This is a genomic window from Paenibacillus dokdonensis, from assembly GCF_004916975.1.
In the GTDB taxonomy this organism is placed as follows: domain Bacteria; phylum Bacillota; class Bacilli; order Paenibacillales; family Paenibacillaceae; genus Paenibacillus_AQ; species Paenibacillus_AQ dokdonensis.
Map to the genome: position 1 here is coordinate 632483 of NZ_STGQ01000003.1, position 23947 is coordinate 656429.

The window sequence follows — 23947 nt, forward strand, 5'->3', positions numbered from 1 at the left end:
TACAAGATTCTGTTTTTCTTTATTTCATATAGAAACCCCTTACCAACTGAATGCATTCCATCACGACCTTTGCATAGTGATTAAACGATTATGCTGTAACGCTATGCTGCAGCTGCTCCTTGAGATGATCCAGATCAATGACCGTACCGGTAACTCTAGCTTCTTCTGCTGCATAGGCCATAAGATGACTTTCGACAGACATGTCAATGGAGGATCTGCTGGTAAAATCGGCATTCTCCAAATTCCCCAGAAAGTCGATCATCAGTCCTGTATCGCCGCCATTATGCCCGCCGCCCATGGCTGCCGGCCGAATGATCGTTTGCTGACTGGCTTCAGCCATATTGGAGTTAAACCTTGTGACTTCAATGATATTCAAGTTGTCATCCCCGCGAATTTCTCCATGCTCGCACATGATTTTGAGCGTGCGGTGCATTTTATTCGTAAACCCGCTTAAGTTAAACGTTGCCGTGACCCCGTTTTTAAACTCAATCAGAGTCACCTGATGATCGCAAACATCATTGTCCATCCGATAAACGCAGCGTCCATAAGGACTCGTTTCGAGCGCCTGTAGCAGTCCCTCTTCCGTCTGATCCGCCGAAATGACCGTAGCCGGCCATTGCTCTCTTACAGGGAGATAGGCTTTTCTTGCATCGAATCGGCAGTCCGCAGCCACCTTGCAGTCCAGGCATCGCTCAGCGCTGCCAACCGGCGCATTTTCCTCTTTAAAATAAGTCAGGTTGCCATAGGAGGAGATTCGTTTGGCCCCGCTGTCCACCAGCCAGGCTAGAATATCCATGTCATGGCAGGACTTCTGCATCATGATCGGACTCGCCAGATCGCTTCTTCGCCAATTGCCTCTCACAAAGGAATGGGCCATGTGGAAATTGCCGATGTTCTCGTTATGCTGAATGGTGATGATTTTGCCAAGCTCACGGCTTTCAATGATCTTTTTGATTTCCGCGAAGAAATTCGTATACCGCAGTACATGACATACAATCACTTTGCGGCCTTTTTCATTGGCTTTCTGCTGTATTCTCAGACATTCTTCGGGACTTGGCGAAATGGGTTTTTCGAGCAGAATGTCATAACCAAGATCAAGCGCTTTCATGGTTTGAGCATAATGGTCTCTATCCATAGAGGAAATAATAACGGCATCGCAAATCTTCCCTAATCGATAAAATTCATCTACGGATGCGAATTGTCTCTCCAAGGGAATCTGAAACTCATCTGCTGTCGCCCTTCTTCTGCCGTCATCCGGTTCAACGACTGCAACCATTTCCGCACTTTGGTAGGCATGCCTTGCGTAGATCATGCCTCTTTGTCCTGCACCGATTAATGCTAACTTCAAATCCATAACCTCCAGTGAGCTTGTATTTGTTCTATATAAGTTGAAATCCATGATTCTACGGATGGAGGCAGTCTATTTAATCCGGAAGCTTAGGGTCTTCCAATGGATAATATCCTTCCGGATCATACGTATCCCATATATTCATAAACGGATCTTCATCGGTAATTTCGACTTGTATCGTACCCGCCTCATAATATCCATCTTGTTGTTGATTCCGTATCTGAAGCGAGATATAGGACCGGTCTTCGAAAAAGAGTCCCAGACTGAGCGTGTATGTTCCCGGTGGCATATCCTGCAATGGTATAATTTCGTTATGGACCAGGTCCCCGGTTAACCATGAATGCGTTGCCGAGATCAGCGGAAGTTCATAGGAAAAATCACCTTGCTTTAACTGCACCCACAATTGAAATTTCTGATATATTCTCGAACTGCCCGTGTTTACGAACCAGAATCGCAGCGGCAGGCTCCCCCGGCTGGATACGGTTTCCGGATAAGTCAATCTACGTAAAACAAGATCATATCCAAGCCCTGCATTTATATTGGAGAGACTTGCATGCCAGCGGTATGCCTCGCGTCTGCAATGAGGACCGCACACGCTATCGGTCACATGGAGGACAACAGGGTAACTCTTCCATACCTTCTGAAGATTGTTTCTGGCAAAAGCCTCACAGCATTCGATCCAATTCTCCTCGCTGCACTTCACCAGCAGTCCAAATCCGCGGCTGCAGTCCCTTAAATGTTGAATCAGTCTATCATGCTGCAGATCAGCAAGCAGCGTCTGCCTTTCAAACGAATCGATGTAGGCGTTCCATTCTTCCTTACTGTCAGCTAACGTCGATATCACGACAGCTGCAAGGCGTCTGTCCGAGTCAATATAACTGCCGACTTTGCGGATCAAAGCCGCAAAACAATCCTCTGCGTCATCCTTAACCCATAGAGGCAGGTCCGGCGTCAGAACCAGGATAGGATTTCGGGCTGTATTCAATGCTTCCTTGATCACTTCCAGCCTATATTCTCCGCGGGGCGACTCAAGTTCTTTCCACGAAAAGGCAGCATATTCGAACAGGCCGTGGTTTGTAACATGCTCCTTTGGGGATAAAGGTTGCGGCCGGATTTTCTTCGTTTTATACTTCTCGTAGTTTTCAAGCGAATATTGGCTCATCCGTTTTCCTCCCTTAAATGGCTGTCAACGGTCCTGCGGAATTGCTCAATATCTGTGTCTGTTATATATGGCATGCTGCCAATCTGTTCGATTTCTTCCTTCAATACAATCATGCTTAATGTGTTAAACCGGGCTCCCGTCTGCATATACGCCGCGGCTGCTTTTTGGAGCGAGGTTGTATACGCGCCCGGACCAGCAAGCGGATCTGCCTTCCGATCTCCAAAGAGTTCATACCGCAGCATTCCGTCTCCTTCCAGGGTCGGATAATTATAAAATTGCCGTTGAACGCGCACGATATTGCTTTTTTCGTTGTCGAGCAAGAGCGATAACCGGGTATCGTAAAGCCAGCTTGCGCTCCAGAAGCCTTTGATGGGCAGCTCCGGAAAATATTTGCCATAGAATTCAATGGCCATGGACATTGAATTCTTCAGCCTGTCCGGCGTATATCCGGGCCCCGCTGGAATGTGAAGCGCTAACAGCATATCCCCATCCTGAAGTACCGGTTCCCATTCCTTCTTCAAGATCGTCGCCTTGTCTCTTTCAACGAACCCCATGGGATTCATCCGGTTGGCTATGATAGAATCACCATTCTCCAGCCATTCGGAAGTGAAACATCCTTGCGGGTCATAAACATCATTGATTCCGCTGCGTTGTCCATCGCTGCGGAATTCTTCTCCCGCGTGCCGAAGGGCAATAACCTCATGCGTGTTCACATGACGGAACATCGTGAATGGATCCCCAAACCGGTATGGAATAAAATAAAACCGGTCTAACAGAAAGATGGAGCAAGTATAAAAATTCATCACCCACGGGAAATCATCAACCTTGGAATCGCCGTTCAGCACCAATTTTTCCAGCTGATGCTTCAAGGGCTGGTGAGGGATCTGCTCATAGTACGCTTCGGGTACGGAACGTTTCTGCAGCATTTCCATGGAAGGGACAACACAGGCTAGCAGTAGAAGAAATGAATATAAATCTCCATCCTGGTTCATGCATCCCGGGGTCATATGGGTATAGTGGGTCTCATCACAGCGGTTGCGCGCAGAGCACAACACTTCCACCAAAAATTTGGTGAAGTGAAATAATACGTCATCCGTTTCTATAGCCTCTATCCCGCGAATGAGCCGTTGACGGGTATGTTCGGGAATTTCATATTGCACAAAGAGTTCGGACAGGAAATCGCGTGGAATGAGATGGGGCTTGTTATTCGGGTCATACTGGTTGTATTTGTCTTCTAATCCTTCAGGCAGGTAATCAAAATTGCAGATGGTTATACACTCGTTAAAACTTAATCGCCTATCCATTCCCTTCTTCCTCCCGTTCAACGAAAAGCTTACCCATCGGGTAGTAGCCTTGCGTATATCCCTCGATCGCCAGCCGGATATTTCCGATTTCTTCCACGCCGGTTTCGATGCCAATCTCCAAACGATATTCTCCTTCGGACATTCCGCCCGGCAGAGAGAAGCTTTCTTCCCATGCGATATCTTCGTCCGGCAGCCATCCCCTAATGTCTTCTCTGCTATGCAGCGTATAGGTTTGATCCTGGCCAATAAGCCTCACCACAAGCGGATAACGGTTATACATCGGAGCAACGCCTACATTAGCCCACAACGCACGAATTTCCAGCTCTCCCCCCGCCTTCACTACGGAGTCATACATGAATTTTCTGATTTCAAAGCGGTATCCCATCTTGTTAAGCCATGCCTTGATATTCTCTTTCCACGGCTCCGGAACTACCGTTGCCTTGTTGTTAAATGAAGAAATATGCCACTTCAGCGTTTCTTGAATGATATAATTGATATCCCAGCCCTGCAGATACCAGTCATTCATGTGCCAGCATGCTTCAAATAGAATCGGAGCCTTCTCCCAAGCATCGCCCATGTTAAAATTCTGAATATTCTGGGGATAGAAATCCGTCATATGCGACCACTCTTGACCATGGAAGCCTCCCATATCGCCCAAGCAATCGACACGAAAGCCTACTTTGGCTTTGCGGTCTTTCATGATCTTGATCGACTGCGAGTCATGCAGCAGTGCCTGAAGAGGCGTTATTTTAAATCCATCGAAGTAGGCATCCGTAATCTGCCGAATGGCCTCCGGCTCTAAAAACTCGGTTCCTCCGCCTTCTCCCCAGGCCCCCACAATCGTCAAATCTACCGAACTGATGACCGGATGCCCGTCAAACCGCGCCGCAAATGCCTTGATCAAGTTAGACCAATACAACACGTAGGGCGTTTCTTTCGGGTCTACTCTCCAAAATGGAAAGTCGGGCTCTTCCGGATGTTCCGCCCGGAACCATGCCGGTATATCGTCCTCTTCGCTTAACGCGTATGGCGAACAACGAACCACGGCCGTACAGCCAATTGATTGTGCGTAGTCCAGCTTTTCCTCCAGCGCTTCCCAGTTGTATACGCCTTTGACCGTTTCCAAGTCCCGCCAGCGCACGCTGCAGAAATATACTTTACTGTCAGGATGATTGTAGGTTCTGCTGTCTTCCGTGAACTTATATTTCTTCTGTTCTTCCCCTCGATTGTCGTAAATACGGTCCGGGTTACCCATTAACCCTGGTGCCGCTGTAAAACCAATGCCCGGGTTGCTTAGGATGTCATCTATAACAATCGGGTAAACCGTTACTGCTTTGTTCACGCCTTATCAGCTCCCTGCTATGTACGATTCAGAGCTTTCATTTTGTTACGTTAATGTTACGTTATTTATTGCGCTATTACTTATTTTGTTTAGTGATTTCATGTTATATCATCCGTACGTAATCTTGCAATATAAAATTTGAAAATTATAAAATTTCTAGTTACAAAGCACGTAATTAACATGTTATGATTGATTTTAATTACAAATAAAAATAAACTGTAAGTACGTAACGAACTAACGCAACAAATTAACGCAACATATGTACCTAGAGGTCCATCGTTGTTTACCGTGTAACATTCCTATACACTCTAAATGGTGATCATTGAATCCTTTTCATCATGCCATCATTTGCTTCAATCAAGACGATATATAGATCAGGACGATTGTATTTGTCTGTATATCGGTTCATTTTCGCATGATTAAACCATTAAGAAATGGATTAATTAGTAACTTAAAAGGAGAATGTGTTTATCCATGAGTACGATTCGGGATGTTGCTAAACTAGCCCAAGTATCCACTGCCACCGTATCCAGAGTATTAAACAATGATACGAAATATAAAATCACGGACGAAACCCGGGAAAGAGTATGGCAAGCTGTTACGCAGCTTAACTATAAAATCAGTGCAAGCCCCAAGCGAAAAGTTTCGGCGAGTGATCATTCCGAGAACAAAACGCATTCAAAAATCGGGTGCGTATTAAGCGTTACAAAAGATAAATACAACGATCCTTATTTCATGTCGATCTTAACCGGCGTGGAAGAGCGATTGCTCAGTGCCGGGTATGATATCGCCTTTATTCGGACCGGCATCGAACTGAATGACAGCAAAATCTTATTTCATACCTTCAGCGAACCGATTACCGGTCTGATCCTTATGGAATCTTTGAACAACGAAACCTATGAGTACATACGCAAGCAGGTACCGTATATCGTGGGGATTGATACAGAACGTGAGGATATCGATAATGTGGGCTATGATCATTACAATGTTGCTTCGATGGCCGTAAACCACCTCATTGAAAAGGGACATACTCATATCGGATATATCGGGGGAAGCGGATTAAAGGGCAACTTGAAAGACAGCCGCCGCTATCGAGGCTATTTTGCCACCATGCATGCTGCCGGATTGTCCGTAAATCCAGATTGGGTTATCGATTGCATGTGGGATGAAACGGTCTGTATTGAACAAATCAATCACTTATGCAAGACCAAAAATTGCCCGACCGCCTTCTTCGTCGGCAGCGATCTAATGGCCATGGCCGCCCTCAACAGCTTGTATAACAACGGCGTATCCGTTCCTCATGAGGTGGCTGTTATTGGACTGTCCAATATTGAGGTATCCAAGTATTCCAACCCTCCCCTGTCTACGATCGATGTGCCAACCAAAGAAATCGGCATGGTCGCCGTCGATAACTTAATCGATCGGATCAACGGTAACCAGCTGCTGCCTAAAAAGGTTATTTTGCCTACACGCATGGTCGTACGAAGTTCAACATAATGGGGACATCGGAAACTTACATGAATAAGTTTAATATCTCGATGCAAATGAAGCACCTGACTCGGACATGGTGCTCTTTGGCATGGCGAATGCCAGACTAACCGCCATAATACTAAATTAGCTCAACTTCTTTATGAGCTTCTCCACACGCTTTCGTTTTGTGTCTTTTTCAATATCGTCGAGCCGTGAGAGCAATGTCTCTATGAAAACCGCTCTGTTCGCATCGTTAACGATGGATACTGCATTTTCGGCATACATCGGAAGTTGATTTGTCGGACAGATCTTAAGCTGTTGGACGAGTAAGTCGAATGCATGATCAGCATATGGTTGGACAGAACAAAGCTTAATCAGGATACGGACTCCGTGATCTCTGGTGATTACTGATCCGTTGTCAGCTACATCAACAATTTTTGCAAGCGTGGAATAGATGGCTTCCGGATTTTCAAGAGTGATCGCATCCAGTGCTGTCATAGCTCCCCAAACAAGCCGATTGTTCCGATGATCCAGCAGTGCCACGAATTCATTGACGTATTCAGCAATTAAAGACGGCTTGAAATCCCCGATTTCATAGAGAACCTTAATGCAGTCGCTTTGAATGTTTTTGTCACGGTTATACAAGTTGTCAACCAGTTCCTTCACGGCTCCCCGATCATCTTCGCTGGCAATATATTGTGCCAGTTCCTGATTAGGAGCTTCGTCTTTGCGGCCCAGTGAGGTTGCTAATTTATCGATTATGGTCATTTGATTCATCTCCCGTATAGCAGCTTGAGCCTAATATAAAACCACCGTACTCAAGGAAGGTTTATATAGGCAGCTGCATCTTCATTTTATGATACAAGGTTCTCGTATTATCTTGGCCCACACAGGACACCTTAACAGGTGTTGTCCTTTACATAGTGTACAGTTTACGGTTTATTATTGGCAAAGCCATATCCGAAATTGAATTCCTAGGCTGCCGAAATTAAAGAAATAAACCATGGCATAAAAAGAGATGTCCGCAAATGCGGGCATCTCTTTTTTCAAGCGTGATCCTGTTATTTGAACCCTGTAAACGCCGACCCGGATTGCATATAGTATTTCTGCCCGAAAAAATAGAGCAAAATCATCGGAATCGCCATGATCGTCGATGCAGCCATCAGCTTTTCCCATTGTGCCCCGTGATCCTGCTGGAATCCCTGCAGACCGAGCGTAAGCGTCCATTTGGCAGCATCGTTCAAGTAAATAAGCGGACCCATAAAGTCTGTATAGGCACCCACGAAGGTAAACAGGGCAACCGTCGCTAACGCCGGTTTCAACGTTGGCAGAATAATTTGCGAATATATGCGGAATTCCGAAGCCCCGTCCATTTTTGCAGCCTCAGACAGCTCCCTCGGAATGCCTAAGAGAAACTGCCGCAATAAGAAAATATAGAACGGTGCTCCGAAAAAGGCCCCGATCGTAAGCGGCAGAATGGTGTTGATCCATCCAAGCTTGGCAAAGATGATGTACTGCGGAATCAATTGCACCTGCGACGGCAGGATCATTGTTGCGAGGATGATCGCAAAAATAATTTTGCTCCCCGCCCACGGAATCCGGGAGATCGAGTAGGCCACAAGCGGTGACGCGAACAATTGCCCGACGATGCAGACCGCGCAGATGATCACGGTATTCAGCATGTAACGGCCAAACGGCACGGTTTCTAACGCGGCCTTGTAATTCGACCATTGAAAGGCTTCCGGTATAATTCGCGGCGGCAGCTCGAAAATTTCAGTCGGCGACTTGAGCGAGGTGAACACAAGCCAAACGAAAGGAAACAAAAAAAGTACCGAGAACAGGATCAGCATCGTATGCGGAAAAATCTTCGTTCGAAGCAGCTTTGCAGCGCTCATTCGCTATTCACCTCCGTAGTAAACCCAGCGTTTGGATGTTTTGAGAACCAGCAGGGTGATCAGCATGACAATAATGAACAGGATCCAGGCCAGCGCCGAAGCATAACCCATCTTCAGATTGATGAAGGCTTCCTGATACAAATTGACGGCATAGAACAACAACGACTGCCCGGGTCCGCCGAGAGCACCCCCGCTTGACTTGCCCCCTGCCAGGATATAGGATTCCGTGAAAATCTGAAAGGCCCCGATGAGCCCCATGATCAGCTGGAACAAAATGATCGGTGACAGCGCCGGCACTGTGATTTTCCAAAACCGGTACCACCAGTTGGCCCCATCCACTTGCGCCGCTTCGTAGTAGGTTTGCGGAACGCCTTGCAGGGCCGCCAGAAAGATGAGCGCACCCGCGCCGGAGCCCCACAAACCCATCAGAATCAGAGATGGCTTGGTAAATTGGGGATCCAGCAGCCAGGCCGGATCGGGAAGATGCGCCCATCGCAAGAAAATGTTGACCAGACCGAAATCCGGATTCAGCATCCACGTCCAGAGCAGGGCGCTTGCCACGCCGGGAATGACGGCCGGAAGATAGAATATCGTACGATAATAGTTGATGCCTTTCACTTTGAAATTCAGCAGCAAGGCGATCAGCAATGAGCTAAACAGCGTAATCGGGACGGATATGAACGCCATGAATAGCGTATTGCTGATCGATTTATAAAAGCTGTGGTCTTTCATGATCGCCTTGTAATTGTCCATCCCCACCCATCTCGGGGGATTGAACAGATCGTATTCCGTCAGGCTGAAATAAAGGGAACTGAAGAAAGGATACACGGTAAAGATCAGGAAGCCGATGATCCACGGGGAAGCGAAGAGCAGCCCCAACCCGAAATAATGCCATTCCTTTCTCGTCCAGCCCTTTCTCCGCTTGGGCGCCGCTGCGGATACCGTTTCAATCATCTGCACGTCCTCCTCGTGATCGTTGGAATGCCGGGCTAGGTCCGGGGAGCGGAGCATAGCCCGGATGTGATGAACCCGCTTATTTGACGAGCGGCTGAATTTTGTCTTTCACCCTTTTCAATCCTTCTTCCATACCGATGTCACCGCGCAGGATGGCGTTATATTGGTTCGAGAATTCCGTCATGTACTCCGTCGAGAAGGATGTAGCCGGGAAGGAATGCAGGTTCGGGCTCGAGGAATATTGCAAAAACTCCTGGAAGCCGGGCACCTCCTTGTAGATTTCATGCGTCTGCAGCGAGCTTCGGGTCGGCAGGTTGCCGATGGCCGCGGTGAACTCCGCCATCTGCTCCGGCTCGGTCATCCACTTCAGGAATTTCCACGATTCCTCCGGATGCTTCACGCCTTTAGGAATATAAAATACGCTTGTGGTCACGTTGCCCGGATCTTTGAGGCTTGCATTGTTTTCATCGTAAGGAATGGGCGCAATGCCGTATTTCAGGTTCGGAGCGTACTGTTTGATGAATGTCGGCAGCCATTCGCCGTCAATGGTCATTGCATACTTGCCCGTGAAGAACGGATTCTGAGGCGACATGTACTGCCCCAAGCCGGATGCGAAGCGATCGAGCTCCTTCGATCCGAATTGGTCCCAGATGCCTTTGCCGAATTCCAAGGCTTTCTTGACCCCGGCATCGTCCGGCGTGACCTGCTTCTTGTCCGCATCGTAATAGGAACCGCCGTAGGCGTAGCTAAAGGTATAGGCATCGACGCCCGGCCAGAGGCCCAGCTGCTGCAGCTTGCCGCCATCCTCCTTAACGCTCAGCTTCGCGATGTATTCTTTCAGCTGGCTCATCGTCTCCGGCGGACCGCTAAAGCCCGCCTTCTCCAGCAGATCTTTGTTATAGAACAGCATCGAGACATGCATCGCAACCGGCAAGGCGTACGTTTTGCCATTCGATTGGGAAGAGCTCAGCGCGGCAGGCACGAAATCGTTCAAGTCAACGTTATCCTTCTTGATGTAATCGTCCAGCGGCATCATCGCTCCGCGTTCGCCCCACGGCACGACGTCCTGGCCGAAGTTGGATGCGATGTCCGGCGGGTTGCCCCCTGTAATCGCCGTCAGCTGTTTCTGATAATCACTTTGGGACAGCCCTTTCACCTGAATATCCGGGTTCGCGTCATTCCATTTCTTGATCAGTTTCTCAAGGGCTTCCGCCTCCATGCCGGTCCAGCCGTACCAGAAGCTCAGCTGCATCTTTTCTTTCGGGGCGTCACTGCCCTTCGCTTCGCCGGCTTCCTTCTTCCCGGAGCTTGTCGCGTCTTTGCCACCGCAGCCCGCAAGAACCGCCACCAGCAAGAAAACCATCACGATCCCCCATGTACTCCCTTTTCGCATCATATCTCTTCCCTCCTTAATCTTGGGGCGGCAGCGCCGCGGAAAAGCGCGCTTGCCGCCGTCAACTAACCACATGTTATCATGTAAGCGTTTTAGTTAATTTCACTATTGTATCTAGTAATTGGATTATCGTTAAAAATATCGGAATTTTGCAAAATTCGATTCTACCCGCTCACGGGTACAATATATAGACGAACCAAACCGTTTCGATCTATATATTGTTGATTAGAAGTCGCTTCTTAGATTTTTGCAAAATCCTTAATTAAAATGATCTGCCCGTCACCTGTTTTCGGAATTGGTTCGGAGAAATGCCCGTGTACTTTTTAAAAATCCGGCAGAAATAAGCCAGCTCGTTGAACCCCGTGGCATAACATACGTCCGTGATGGACAATGAAGGGCGCTGCAGCAGGACAAGGGCATTGGAGATGCGCAAATCGACGAGATAGCGGTTGAAGGTCTTGCCCGTCCACTCTTTGAACAGCCTGCAAATCGTCGGCTTGGACATATTGGATATGGCGCAAATATGCTCCAGCTTGATGTCCTCATGCGCGTTCCGGTCGATGTATTCGACGACTTTGTTCATCGTGTCGCGATACCTTTCTATTTTTTGGAAACTGGCCTTCACCAGCTCCCCGTTCACTTGGCGGATCAGGATCGACAGCAGCTGCAGGAGGCTCGCCTTCAGCACGATTTCAAAAAAGGGCGTCCGCTCCTCGTATTCCCCGAGCATATCCTGGAGCAGGCCTCGAATCCTGCCGTCCGTAACGCCGTCGAAGACGATCTGCGAATGCGGGGTACAGTCCGACTGCGAGAAATGCTTCAAATAATTCGCGTCAAAGAACCTCCGCTCTCCCGAAGGATCGCCGAAGCGCTCGTTAATGAAGGACGGCATGAATTCGCAGCCGAGGATCTCCACTTCTTCCTCAAAAGCCTGCACGCGGTGCAGCGTAAAGGGAGGAACGAGAAACAAATCGCCTTTGCGGATCCGGTACTGCCGATTCCCGAGCGTGTGCACGAATTCGCCTTTGGTTACGTACCATATCTGATAATAGTCATGGAAATGGGTGGACAAGCTGACGAGGGCATCCATCCGGTACATTTTACAGCGCAAATCTTCCAGCATCTCCAGCTTGGAGTTGAAATAGATGACTCCGGCGCGGGTCAATCGATCGATATCGATCTTCTTCATTCGGTATGACTCCTCTCTGCTTCCCCCTTGAAATAACGATCTCATTCACTTATGCGTCCCGATTCGGGCTTTGGCAATTCGATACGTAAGTACAATCTTTCCCCTTCCGGATCACCTAGAATGAATTCAAAAATCGAGGGAGGACTGCACTTGCATGAAGACTAAAATCGCTTATTTGGATGGTTTCAGAGGACTGGCGGCCTGCGTGGTCGTGGTCTCCCACTTTTTTCAGGTATTCGCGCCGTCCGTCTTCGAGGGAAAACCGGAGATCGTCCACTTTCCCTTCGAAGGCTTCGCCGCGCGGACGCCGCTGAACCTGTTGTTCAACGGCAACTTCTCGGTGTGCGTATTCTTCGTATTAAGCGGATATGTGCTCAGCTGGCGCTACTTTCGCACGAAGGACAAGATGCATATCTACGCCTCCGCGCTGCGCAGGTTCTTCCGGCTTGCCATTCCGGCCACGCTGTCGGTCTGCCTCGCTTTCGCGGTCATGCGGCTGGGATGGGGATTCTTTGACGATATCCGCCAGGCGACCCAATCCTCGATGCCCGATCCGTTCACGGCCAGCTCCCACGTTCTCGTCATGATTCAGGAGGCCTTGTACCACACCTTCTTCACTTATGGTTCCGCTTACAATCCCGTGTTATGGACCATGACCTATGAGCTGCTGGGCTCCTTCCTCATCTTCGGGTTTCTGTTGACCTTGGGACGATTCAAGCTGCGGATCCTCGGTTACGCCGTGCTCGCGGCGCTGCTCGCGGATTCCTACTATCTCGGATTTGTGCTCGGTATGGTCCTCAGCGACCTGATGTACAGCGGCCGTGACCGGCTGACGGCATTTCTTCCGCCTTGGACTACTCCCCTGCTTCTGGGCGCCGGGCTGTATCTCGGCTCTTTCCCTTACGTGGGCACCGAAAATACGATCTACTCCATCCTGGTATGGAGGGGCTCGTCCACCTTTTCGTTCTTCGTGTTCTACCACACGGTGGGCGCATGTCTAACTTTGACGGCGCTCTTAATCTCGCCCCGGCTTAAATCGCTGTTCGGCAGGCGGCCCTTCCTCTACCTCGGTCGCATATCCTTCTCCCTATACCTGGTTCACTTCACGATCATCTGCTCGCTGGGCTCCTATCTGTTCTATCAATTCCACCTCCTGTTCCCTTACGGCCTAAGCACAGCCCTCACCGTTATCCTAACAACTCCTTTGATCTTTGCAGTAGCTCATTTTTTCAATCGGTTCGTCGACGCGCCCACGCTGGCGGTACTCGGACCTTGGAGCAGGCGGGTCTTGGATCGGATCGGCCGGAAAAAATCCGGGAGTGTGCCTGTTGAAAAGTCGAAGGGGGTATAAGGCATGACTACTACCAAAAAAAAACTGACGGAAGGGGGCCCTGACGGAAACAAGAATCTTAAATCCCTGACTATGTGCAAGGCGGCCGCTGCGGGTACGGATCGTTCTTCCGATCGCTGTTGTCTCCGAATTTCTTTGATTATATTTTCTAAGGTAGAAATTCCGAGACAAAGCACTTGCTTCCGAAGCTAGCTTTCCTGCGGAAAGCTTTTAGGCCACCGCTGCGCTTCTTCAGATCGATTCCGTCCCCTCCGCTTCTTTTGGCATTACGCAAACCCTCTCCCAGTTTAGATCCATAATCGCTTTGCCAGGCGCTGCCCCTTAGCTCGTGATCATGATCAATCACCAACAACCCCGTCCCAATGCAAAAAATCTCCAAAGACTCGTTTCAGCGCCGCCATGCGCTGTCAACGAGTCTCCTTGGAGATTGCAATTAGCTGCGGAACAGCTTACGCACCTACAGAGGGGCCCGACAAGAGCCTCTAAAGCACCGCATCTGCAAGTCAGTCAGCTTGGTTATCGACTGCCAGCCTATGATAGAAAGCAACGCAAAGCAGCCATTCCCGTTCTCCGAAAATGGCTGCTTTTTCAGTTCTTGCCGCTTACCGGCTCTCCGGCAGATCGATCCAGTGATACGGCTGCTTGGCGGCGATAAGTCCGTTTTCGATGATCGACATAATAGCGATCGTCTCGGCAGGCGGCACGCTTGCGCGGCCCGTTTCGAAGAACGTCACCAGATCCCGGATGAAGCTCCGGAAATAATCCGATGCTGGCTGCACGACGCGGCAGGCGCCCGCTTCGTAGTTGACGGCCATCATGAACGGACAGCCGGGGCCCGGCTGCTGGATCGTGGCCTGGCGGCCGCCCGCGAACTCGATCAGCAGCGCCGGCGCAGTCTCCGTGCCTACGAACATGACGCGCTTCGCGTCCGTGCCCATGAGCGCGACGACCGGCTCAATCTGGTGGATCGAGTAGTTCTCGAATCGGCCCGGTCCGAAGCTCGAGATCACTTGAATCCCAGCGCGCTCGACATCCCCGTATTCCTCGGCATAACGCAGAGCGGATGAGGAATACAGCGGCGTGTCATACTGCGCGGCCCGCTCGAACAAACGTAATGCCGCTGCCCGGTCCGGGGCAAACGTCTTATCAATGTAAGTCGGCTTTCCTGAAGCGAGCGGCAGCTCCGCAAGGGCCTCATGCTGCTCCGGATTGTCTGGTGACAGCACGATCAAATAATCGCTTTGGGCGATCACTTCTTCCATCGTTTCGCACCATGTCACGCCATGCTTTACGCACCATTCCCGGTTGGTCAGCCCATGCTCCTTGTCCTTGATCGCATGCGCAAATGCGACCTCCATCGTCCCGCCCGAGGCTTCTCTGATCCATCCCGGGTATTGATTGGCATGCCATTCGTCGAGAAAGTAGTCGATAAAGCCGATTTTCTTCATACCTGCGCTCCCGCTTCCACCAGGGATACCTCGCGGCCTTCGTCGGAGGATTGATAGATCGCCTCGATCATTTGCGCAGTCAGGATCACGGTATCGATGTGCGACGGCAGCTTTTCACCCGAATGAATGCCCGCGATAAAGCCATCGATCTCCTCCTGGAACGCGTTGGTCTTCGGATAGCTAGGCGTGCTTTCGATCAATGCGCCGTGCTTTGCCGAATAGAGCGTGAATTCCTTGCCGTATTGGAGACGGATACCCGCCTTGTCCCCGAGGAAATCGATGTACGTTTCTTCCACGCCAATGTTTTGTGCCCAGGCGCCGTTGACCGAAATCGACGGTCCTTCGGTCCGGATCATCGCCGTCACGAAGTCGTCGACGTCATAGCTTCCTTCGTAATTCGGCGGCCCCGCCCACATACTCAGGTACGCGTAGTTCCGCAGATCCTGGCCCAGCTTGGAGTACGCCTGTCCCGTTACCGTTCTAGGCCGCGGATCGCCTGTACAGTACATTACGATATCGAGGTAATGCACGCCCCAGTCAATGAGCGCCCCGCCGCCGGCAACCGCTTTGGTCGTAAAGTCTCCGCCGAGCCCGGGGATCGAGCGATGCGCACGGAAGCTGACCACGACATGGTACAGCTCGCCAAGTTCACCATTTTCGATCATCTGCTTGATGATGTTGACGCCTTTATTGAAGCGGTTGACGACGCCGATATTCAGCGTTTGGCCGGTTTCATGCTGCACCTTCTGCATCTCCAGCGCTTCCTTGTACGTTCTGGCCGCCGGCTTCTCGCACAGCACATGCTTGCCCGCGCGCATACAATCGATGGCGATCTGAGCATGAACATTGTTCGGCGTGCATACCGATACCGCCACCACGTCCGGATCCTCCATAATAACCCGGTAATCCTCCACCGCCGTACCGCAGCCATACTCCAAGACCGCCTTCTCGGCCCGCTCCTTGCGAATGTCGCAGAAATACTTGATCTCAGCGTCCTCATTAGCCATGTAAGCCGGGATATGCGCATTGTTGGCAATGGTTCCGCAGCCAATCACAGCTACAATCGTTTTAGCCATAGTTTCTTCCCTCCGATGATCGGCACCCGGACATGCAGCTCCGGATGGCATTAAGTATTTTGACCGAAACGTTATTCCCGAAAAATTTGCCATCGCTCTCCCGGCCGACAGCATTTCATTCGTCAATCGTTACGGCCAACTAGTGATATGATATCATGCAAGCGTTTTAGTTGACTTCAATATCGTATGTGAAAATAGGATTATCGTATCCGTTTCCAAAAGCTGCTTGCTGCCTGTTTGCGGAACGGATCGGCGATATCCCCTTGTAATGTATTAAAATTATGCAACAAGCATGTGGCTTATTCCCACGCAGCTGAGGTCACTTCCCTATTGGCCATCAGAAGGGAGCGCAACGGCTTAAGTCATGTGATCGGCTCCATCTACCGGAGCAAATCCGATCTTCGGTCCAGTTTCAACTCCGGATCGATGAATGCTGCTGAAAACGCCCCATCCCTCTCCGTACTCGTCTGCATCTGCTCTGTACGAATCTGCAATGTTACCGTGATACAACATGATCATTCGTATTTAGCTGTAGACTTATCATTTTGCAGCGAATATAATAACAAAAGTATATTTAAAAAACGAACATTAGGATGGTACTTATGAATAAATATATGCAATTATTCCGAGGCACTGCATTTTCCAGCAAATCCTCCCAAGAAATTCAAATATTAAAAGACCATCTGTTCTGCATCAATCATGAAGGACGAATAGAAAAAGTCGTAACCCCAGTGGATTCCGACTATCAACCTTTACTGGATGCTTATCAAGGTCAAGACAACTATCACGCTCTAGATGAAGGTCAGTATCTATTACCCGGGTTTGTCGATTTGCATGTTCATGCGCCGCAATGGGCCCAATCCGGAACAGCGTTAGACATTCCGCTCTATGATTGGCTGAACACGTATACCTTTCCGCTTGAATCCAAATTCTCGGATCTCGATTTTGCACAAGAGGTCTACGATGATTTGGTCAGCACCCTGCTCGCCAACGGAACAACGACAGCACTTTATTTTGCAACCGTACATAAAGAAGCCAGTTTATTGTTAGCCGAAATATGTGCCAAAAAAGGCCAGCGTGGACTCGTCGGGAAAGTGGTCATGGATGATCCGGAGCAAAACCCGGAGAACTACCGAGACGCTGACACCCGGACGGCACTGGCGGATACGGAAGAATTCATTCTTGCTGTACAACAATTGGCCCAATCAACTAAACAAGGTGTTTATCCCGTCGTGACACCCAGATTCATTCCGAGCTGTACAGATGATGCATTGAAAGGCTTGGGAGAGCTGGCAAATAAATATGACACTTATGTTCAATCGCACTGCAGCGAAAGCGATTGGGCGCATGGTTATGTACAAGACCGATTCCATAAGAACGATGCTTTTGCCCTGCATGATTTTGGGCTATTGCGTGAAAAGTCTGTCATGGCGCATTGCAATTTCCTGAATGATGATGACGCAGATTTATTTGCCGAGAAAGGAACGGCTATTGCCCACTGTCCAATATCCAACGCCTATTTTGCCAATAGCGTCATCCCTGTAGCTCATTTTCATGCCAAAGGTGTGGAGATTGGCCTCGGATCGGATATTTCAGGAGGCTTTTCGCCTAGTCTTTTTGATAACATCAGACAAGCCGTCATATCTTCAAGAATGCTGGAGGATGGCGTTAATCCTGCCCTTCCTGCTCAAGATCGCGGCGTACCGGGCTCACGCATTACGGTTGACGAAGCTTTCTATCTTGCGACGGCCGGCGGCGGCGAAAGTTTGAGCTTACCCATCGGCCGCATTCAAGAAAACTATGCATGGGATGTACAAATCATCGATACCAAGCTGCCATCCGCCAAATTGCCAATCTTTAATGAGAATGAGGATTCACATGACATTTTCCAGAAAATCATGTATCTGACTCGGCCTGAGCATATCCGCGAGGTCTGGGTACAAGGCGAAAAGGTTCATTCCCGTTAAGAAATATCAGAGAAATGTCTATCTTACAAAAATAGAAAGTTCGAGGTGTACAACGGAGTGGAAACCCAAACAGGCCAGCAAGCTCACGCTCAGCATTTAACCGTTTTGCCAGATGAAAAAATCTCGTTTGGTAAATCCGTCATCCTAGGCTTACAGCATGTTATTGCCATGGACGTTTATGTCGTACCTTTCCTTATTGCGATGTTAATCGGTTTATCAACCGGCCAGTCAACCGCGTTGATTCAAGCAACTTTTATTGCGGCTGGGCTTGCAACGATTGTACAAACTTATTTCTGCATGAAGCTGCCTGTCGCCCAAGGTCCTTCCTATGTTCCGCTTGGTGCGATCGTCAGTATTTATGCGGCTAGCGGCGGTGGGCAATTAGGTTGGAATTCCGTATTAGGTGCCAGCTTAGTTGGCGCGATCTTAGTTATTATTTTGGGCTATACCGGTATTTTCAATAAAATCGTTAACATATTTATCCCACCGATTGTTGGCGGTACGATCATATTCATTGTGGGTCTTTCATTACTGCCTGTGGCCATCAGAGACAATATTTATGGAGCCGCGGATGCTACGATCAATCAAAACGTGTTACTGGCCCTGATCTCAGGTGCTGTACTCATACTTTTCGTGCTCCTGGGTTCTTTGCTTCGCAATAAGGGATCCATATTCCGAATTATATCGGTTATGGTCGCGCTCGTTGTCGGATGTATTTCTGCCAATTTTATGGGCGTGCTGGATTTCTCTGCTGTTAAAAATGCCAAGTGGTTTAGCATGCCGCATCTCCCTTTTGCCGATTTTGGCTTTTCGTTCAACTTTTCAGCGATCATTACCATGATCATTATTTATTTCGTACTGCTCGCTGAAACCACAGGTACGTGGTTTGCCGTCAGCAACGTGATCGATAAACCGTTAACGGATAAAAACCTGAACCGGGGCGTGATCGGGGAAGGCATTAGCTGTCTGATTGCTTCTTTGCTCGGTTCAACGCCTGTTACGGGTTACTCCACTAATGCCGGCATCATTTCCATCACAGGAATTGCGAGCCGCCGCGTTTTCCTTGCCGTAGGAGGATGGTTTGTTCTCTTTGGCTGCTCGGGTAAATTAGCCGCATTAATCTCATCGATTCCAACAGCCGTTATCGGCGGCGTCTTCACCATCGTCTGCGGCATCATCGCGATCAACGGCATACAGGTGATGAAAAACGTAAAAATCGGCGAAAAAGAAATGTATATTATTGCGATCCCGATGATCATAACCTTAGCTTTAGTGATGATCCCTCAAGACTTCCTGCATTCTTTGCCTACTTTCGTGCAGTATCTATTGGGCTCGCCGATCCTGGCCGCTTCGATTGCAGCTATCCTATTGAATAAATTGCTGCCAAGTGTGAAGTAGTTGTAAAAGCGAGGCAATTAAGTGACAGACACGAACATCAAACTTCAACGTACAGCTTTTTCTTACTGAACGGGCAGGATCGTTGGAATACTGTGATACAAGATAAAGGCTCTCTTTTGTATTTTCATATGTTATTATATGGAAATAAGACGGAATTGGGGGGAGATTTTATTGCAGGGGATTAAATTTATGTATAAACAATTCTTAAGAGAACCTCTGTGGTTTAAAATTCTTATTTTTTCAACTTTGCTCGTTGCGATCGTATTTAGTAATTCGTTTTTTTCGGATAATGGATATTACCAAAGCGCGGCAAAATTTGCTGCGGCAATTTTTTTCTCTTCAAATGGCATCAAATTCCGTAGAAATCCTCGACTTTCAGTTATCTTTTTCGTATTAACCATTTTATGTATATATCTGTCCTGGGACAATTTTTACCAAGCACGCACGTCTTTAAGCTAAGGGTACAATAACCTGATCAACCGTCCTTTTGCTGGACGGTTTTCTTTTTTTATCCGAAAATCAGCATTATGTTAAGCATAAGCCTTTTAATACACAAAGTGGTCTCCCTAGAGGGAGTTTGGAAGGCATCAATTAGGATTCAACCTGGCATTCGATCTCTTTGAGCACCACTACCGGTTTTAATCCAGGTTCCCCTCAAGCTTCATATCTACCATCGGGGATAAAAAAGCTCCGAGAGTAGGTGGATGTAGCTTAGGATACCCTCCAAAAACTCCAGGTTTTAAGCCAGCTCCCCGGTTTGAAGGCTCGGGGGGCGGCGGTGTTGACTTTGGCTGGATACTGGGAGAACGGTTAAACCAAGTCTGCCGAGTTCATCCATCTATAGTAATCTTGTGAATGCACGGTTTTAAATCCAACCGATTCATACAAACCTAGAGCGTGGTCGTTTTTCGTTTCGACTTCTAAGTGTACCGAATATCCCGCCATGCTTTGCTCTTTAATGACTCGGCGTAACACTTTTCTGCCTATTCCTCTGCCTTGATATTCTGGCAAAATGGAAAATCCATAAATCCACGCTTGCCCCTCTTCTCGGCTCACTCGAATTTTCCCTACCGTACCTTCGCTCACATCAATCATGAACATATCCGTGTGGTCCGCGGAGACCATGCTTTCTATAGCTCTAGCGTCTTCTTCGTTCATTCCGAACGCCGCAACGGATAATCGTACGCGCATTTCGTAATCATCTAATGTTGCGTGCCTCAAATGAATATCATCCGTATCTTCAAGGGATTTTTCTTGCCACTCCATTTGATGCTCTGTGAATGCATACTCAGCACCTTGCTTACTTAAAAAAGCTTTTGCCGCATCGGATCCCGCAGGCGCGTTCAACAAAACCTTCCGGTATCCGTCTTGCTCTACTCTTTCCATTCCTTGTTGGAATAATCTGCGAAAATGCCCTTGTCTTCGTGCACTTGGTTTTACCATTCCGCACACTTCGACTTCAGAACCAAATGCATACAAACCTAAAAACGCTACAAGCTCGCCATGTTCATAATGGAGAAAATCCAGGTGGTCAGATTCCCGCGCTCTAAGCATTTCCCAGTTAAGCTTTAGTTGTAGATGATCATGAATTTCACACTCTTTTTGCAATTTTTCAATATCTTTTAATTGTTGTGTCGTTAACATTTATTCTCCTTTGGCTGTCCGCATCCATATTCTCAGTTATTTTAACAGGACATTAGGTTACTATCACCATACCACATATTGGATTAGCCTTGTCGTCAGAAAACCAAAACATTGCCATAGCTTTTTTCTCAGTTCCACAGCATAGGCTACCGCGTCCAACGTCGTGGTTGAATACTGTTTGCCCTGCGCTGCAATGATGTCCGGAATCAAGTCTCGCACAAGCTTGTTGTATACCGGCATGGTGTTTTTTCTCCTCTCGCATTCGTAGGTCCTGTTGTAAAGGTATTTTTCACGTTATGGTTTGAGTGGATGCTTCAAGCCAACTCGTCCTCTTTTCTCAACAGCATCGATTGAAAATGAGGGGCTCCTTCGCCCATGTCGCGTGTATGGAAATCCTCGATCCGAAAATAACCTTGGATCTTCATGCGTATCTCCTCATCAGGATACATAGCAAAATAACGCTTCGGCTCATAAGCATCCTGCTCCCAAATCCCGTCCGATTCCATTCCGCCATACAGCCCTAAGTAGAACAACCCGCCCGGCTTCAATACACTCTTGATTTCCGTGAGGACATCCGGCAGCTGCACTTTCGGCACATGCAGCAAGCAGTTCATGGCATATACCGCGTCAAATGAGCGATCCGCAAAATCCAAATCATAAAAATCCATCATCCGTGCGCGCAGCCCCTTTTGCCTGCATAAACGAACCATCTCTTCGGACAAATCGACGGTCGTCATATCGAAGCCATGCTCCTGAAAAAACAAACTATCCCGCCCTGGTCCGGCTCCGACTTCCAAAACGGTTCGAACCTCATTCGTCTGGAATGCATTCAGCACTTGGTCGCGTTCTTCTACCTTCCAGCCTTCCAGACTGGATGAATTTCTGAGTTCTGCCTGATTGTCGTAGGACTGACGGAGAATGGTTTTGATAACCGCGGTCTCGGTAAGATCGGAATCAGGCCTTGGACTTGGAAGTTCATCCTCTTCAATTAAAATGCTAACGAATGCAACGTCCGCCGGCGCGAAAATATATTCGCCAAGCTCATCCCGCTTCACCCAACGGACTTCGTCATGATCTGTCAGCTTCATCGTGCCGCTGATGAACCGCGCCCTGTATGCGATTAACCGGATATGCTTCACCCCATAGCGATGATCATTGGTTCCGAAGTACGCGTAAGGCTCAATGGCGATTTGCATCTCCTCAAGCAGCTCGCGCTTCAGGCATTCCGCTGGAGTTTCGCCTTGCTCAAGCTTGCCTCCGGGAAATTCCCATCGTCCGGCCTGAGGCTTTCCCGCCTTTTTTCTGGCGATTAACAACTGTCCATGTTCGTTTTCGATAATGGCTGCGGCTACTTGGATCAAAAGGGGAACCCTCCTGTGATTAGCTCTATAGGTAAATCGATAACAATAGATTAGCACATTTAAATGAGGGAAGAGTAAAACTGCAGAGCAAAATCATAAGTGCGTTGATCATCCCACATAAAAAGGAAGTGCCGCATTTTCAACTACAACACGATAAGGACCATGCAAAATTAATATTCCGTGCCTCTTCAGCATCTTATGGGCTCTATCTCTAATTCCCATAAAACCAAAAAAAAAGCACCCACCATGGGCGCTTTTTACATTCTCCGCAGCGTACCGTTTATGCCTCTTCAAGCGACGATAATGTCTGCGCCGTAAAATGGTAAAACGCCATGGCATCCTCACCGTTAGCAAAACCGGCCTGCGCCATCTTGTCACTGCCTCCGCCTTTACCGCGATAATCATTCAGATGCTGCTTGAAGAACGCACCGCAAGAGAGTTCGATTTCTCCTCCTCTGACGAGAAGTACCTTATGATCCGCGCCGGTTACGAAAAGCACGATAACGTCAGCTTGGTCGGTGAGTTTGGCCGCCAAGTTTTGCATATCCTTCAGCGGCTTGTCCGCAAATATGTGCTTGATCAGGCTGCCCTGACGGTCTGCCAACAGCTTTTCAGCCAGATATGCGTCATTCTCCACCTTCACGGCATTCAATTCAGCCTGGAGCTGCTTTTGCTCCTGATCCCATTTCGCAATCCGATCCGGAATTTCTTCCTTTGCGGTATTGAACCTCGCAGACAAGCTGCCGAGAATCTCCATGCCGGCATTAAATTCTCTGAGTGCACGATAGCCGCATTTAAAATAGATACGCGTATGCCCTTTCTGCTTCTCCGCTCTCAGCAGCTTGATCATACCGATCTCACCCGTTGCGGAGACATGCGTCCCGCCGCATGCATTATATTCGATCCCTTCGATCTCGACGATCCGGATATCTTCGGTTACCTTCGGCTGCTTCACCAGCGGTAGCAAGGCCGCCTGCTCCCGGCTCACAAAATAATTCGTTACCTTGCGGTTAAGGTAAATCTGATCATTGACTTCGAGCTCCAGCATCATCAGTTCATGCAGTGGCAGATCAGACCGGGCGATATCAATGGTGGCGTAATCCTCACCCAGGTGAAAACTGAGCGTCTCCGCCTGGCATGCCTTCAGACACACGGCCGATAGCAGATGCTGTCCGCTGTGATGCTGCATATGGTCGAACCTTCTCCCCCAATCCAAGCGGCAGCCGACCTCTTCCTTCTCGGGAAAATGCTCGACTTTATGCAGGATCTCCCCTTCCTCCTGTACGACATCCAGAACCGGGATTTTATCAATCCACCCCAAGTCACAGGGCTGCCCTCCGCCATGCGGATAAAAGGCCGTCTCCTCCATGACCAAATAATTTCCGTCCTCTCGCTCCAGTTTGCGTGTGATTCGTGTCTCCCACTCCCGGATATAAGCCGATTCGTAATATATCTTCTTCGTCATCTTCATGTCCTCACTGTTCCCAGGATAAATTTACTTTAATCTCAGCTTACTATAAAACGGTCGCGAAGCGCCAAATCCCTGAATAAAAAAACCGCCTGTCACTGATGCGAACAGCACGGTTTGAACAACGGGTTAATATCTAATAGGTTTTACTTCCCAATATGAATAATTAACTCCAGA

At 48.7% G+C, this 23947-nt stretch carries 19 protein-coding genes; 4 read left to right on the forward strand and 15 right to left on the reverse strand.

From position 1 onward, the window contains the following. Window positions 1-88: 88 nt before the first annotated feature. The 4 genes from E6W40_RS27195 to E6W40_RS27210 all read right to left on the reverse strand — a co-directional run bounded on the left by E6W40_RS27195 (window position 89) and on the right by E6W40_RS27210 (window position 5156). Window positions 89-1354 carry a Gfo/Idh/MocA family protein gene (locus E6W40_RS27195; RefSeq protein WP_425464963.1) on the reverse strand — a complete coding sequence of 422 codons (1266 nt, stop codon included), beginning with the start codon at window positions 1352-1354 and terminating at the stop codon, window positions 89-91. A 70-nt stretch (window positions 1355-1424) separates the two neighbouring features. Further along, a complete protein-coding gene (locus tag E6W40_RS27200; protein WP_136608713.1) occupies window positions 1425-2510 on the reverse strand; it encodes a DUF4832 domain-containing protein in 1086 nt (361 codons plus the stop codon). Then, entirely contained in the window at window positions 2507-3814 is a 1308-nt protein-coding gene (locus E6W40_RS27205; protein ID WP_136608714.1) for an acyltransferase domain-containing protein, read from the reverse strand. The genes E6W40_RS27200 and E6W40_RS27205 overlap by 4 nt, the downstream gene beginning before the upstream one ends. After that, the gene (locus E6W40_RS27210) at window positions 3807-5156 is read right to left on the reverse strand and encodes a DUF4832 domain-containing protein (protein WP_136608715.1); all 1350 of its coding nucleotides are present in this window, start codon (window positions 5154-5156) and stop codon (window positions 3807-3809) included. Before E6W40_RS27210 ends, E6W40_RS27205 begins: the two co-directional genes overlap by 8 nt. A gap of 474 nt (window positions 5157-5630) precedes the next feature. On the opposite strand from E6W40_RS27210, the gene E6W40_RS27215 reads away from it, so the two are divergent. Next, window positions 5631-6653, forward strand: coding sequence for a LacI family DNA-binding transcriptional regulator (locus E6W40_RS27215; RefSeq protein ID WP_136608716.1), 1023 nt, complete (start codon window positions 5631-5633; stop codon window positions 6651-6653). Window positions 6654-6770: 117 nt separating this feature from the next. Here the strand turns inward: E6W40_RS27215 and E6W40_RS27220 are convergent, their stop codons facing one another. The 5 genes from E6W40_RS27220 to E6W40_RS27240 form a co-directional block, all read right to left on the reverse strand. Continuing rightward, complete coding sequence (locus tag E6W40_RS27220) at window positions 6771-7394, reverse strand: hypothetical protein (RefSeq protein ID WP_136608717.1); 624 nt, start codon at window positions 7392-7394, stop codon at window positions 6771-6773. Window positions 7395-7687: 293 nt separating this feature from the next. Beyond that, window positions 7688-8521 (reverse strand): carbohydrate ABC transporter permease, encoded by an 834-nt coding sequence (locus E6W40_RS27225; RefSeq protein WP_136608718.1) that lies wholly within the window; start codon window positions 8519-8521, stop codon window positions 7688-7690. Window positions 8522-8524: 3 nt separating this feature from the next. Continuing rightward, window positions 8525-9475, reverse strand: a complete 951-nt coding sequence (locus E6W40_RS27230) for a carbohydrate ABC transporter permease (RefSeq protein ID WP_136608719.1) — start codon at window positions 9473-9475, stop codon at window positions 8525-8527. 79 nt (window positions 9476-9554) lie between these two features. After that, a complete protein-coding gene (locus tag E6W40_RS27235) occupies window positions 9555-10871 on the reverse strand; it encodes an ABC transporter substrate-binding protein (protein ID WP_136608720.1) in 1317 nt (438 codons plus the stop codon). Between the two features lie 259 nt (window positions 10872-11130). Next, window positions 11131-12057, reverse strand: a complete 927-nt coding sequence (locus tag E6W40_RS27240) for an AraC family transcriptional regulator (protein WP_136608721.1) — start codon at window positions 12055-12057, stop codon at window positions 11131-11133. A 154-nt stretch (window positions 12058-12211) separates the two neighbouring features. Between E6W40_RS27240 and E6W40_RS27245 the strand changes: the two genes are divergently transcribed. Next, window positions 12212-13408, forward strand: coding sequence for an acyltransferase family protein (locus tag E6W40_RS27245; RefSeq protein ID WP_136608722.1), 1197 nt, complete (start codon window positions 12212-12214; stop codon window positions 13406-13408). 602 nt (window positions 13409-14010) lie between these two features. Here the strand turns inward: E6W40_RS27245 and E6W40_RS27250 are convergent. Together E6W40_RS27250 and E6W40_RS27255 are read right to left on the reverse strand one after the other, a co-directional pair. Next, window positions 14011-14856 (reverse strand): Gfo/Idh/MocA family oxidoreductase, encoded by an 846-nt coding sequence (locus E6W40_RS27250; protein ID WP_136608723.1) that lies wholly within the window; start codon window positions 14854-14856, stop codon window positions 14011-14013. After that, a complete protein-coding gene (locus E6W40_RS27255) occupies window positions 14853-15932 on the reverse strand; it encodes a Gfo/Idh/MocA family protein (RefSeq protein ID WP_136608933.1) in 1080 nt (359 codons plus the stop codon). Before E6W40_RS27255 ends, E6W40_RS27250 begins: the two co-directional genes overlap by 4 nt. Window positions 15933-16534: 602 nt before the next feature. Here E6W40_RS27255 and guaD point away from each other — a divergent pair. Both guaD and E6W40_RS27265 read left to right on the forward strand, forming a co-directional pair. Beyond that, entirely contained in the window at window positions 16535-17899 is a 1365-nt protein-coding gene (gene guaD / locus E6W40_RS27260; RefSeq protein WP_136608724.1) for a guanine deaminase, read from the forward strand. Between the two features lie 57 nt (window positions 17900-17956). Then, window positions 17957-19297 carry a uracil-xanthine permease family protein gene (locus E6W40_RS27265; RefSeq protein WP_211147093.1) on the forward strand — a complete coding sequence of 447 codons (1341 nt, stop codon included), beginning with the start codon at window positions 17957-17959 and terminating at the stop codon, window positions 19295-19297. Between the two features lie 810 nt (window positions 19298-20107). Here E6W40_RS27265 and E6W40_RS27270 read toward each other — a convergent pair. The 4 genes from E6W40_RS27270 to E6W40_RS27285 all read right to left on the reverse strand — a co-directional run bounded on the left by E6W40_RS27270 (window position 20108) and on the right by E6W40_RS27285 (window position 23767). Continuing rightward, window positions 20108-20941 carry a GNAT family N-acetyltransferase gene (locus E6W40_RS27270; RefSeq protein ID WP_136608726.1) on the reverse strand — a complete coding sequence of 278 codons (834 nt, stop codon included), beginning with the start codon at window positions 20939-20941 and terminating at the stop codon, window positions 20108-20110. Between the two features lie 63 nt (window positions 20942-21004). Further along, on the reverse strand, window positions 21005-21181 hold the full coding sequence (locus tag E6W40_RS29850) for a nucleoside triphosphate pyrophosphohydrolase family protein (protein WP_211147094.1): 177 nt from the start codon (window positions 21179-21181) through the stop codon (window positions 21005-21007). A 74-nt stretch (window positions 21182-21255) separates the two neighbouring features. Further along, window positions 21256-22302, reverse strand: a complete 1047-nt coding sequence (mutT, locus tag E6W40_RS27280) for an 8-oxo-dGTP diphosphatase MutT (RefSeq protein WP_246073215.1) — start codon at window positions 22300-22302, stop codon at window positions 21256-21258. A gap of 280 nt (window positions 22303-22582) precedes the next feature. Then, window positions 22583-23767, reverse strand: a complete 1185-nt coding sequence (locus E6W40_RS27285; RefSeq protein ID WP_136608727.1) for an alanyl-tRNA editing protein — start codon at window positions 23765-23767, stop codon at window positions 22583-22585. Between the last annotated feature and the right edge of the window lie 180 nt (window positions 23768-23947).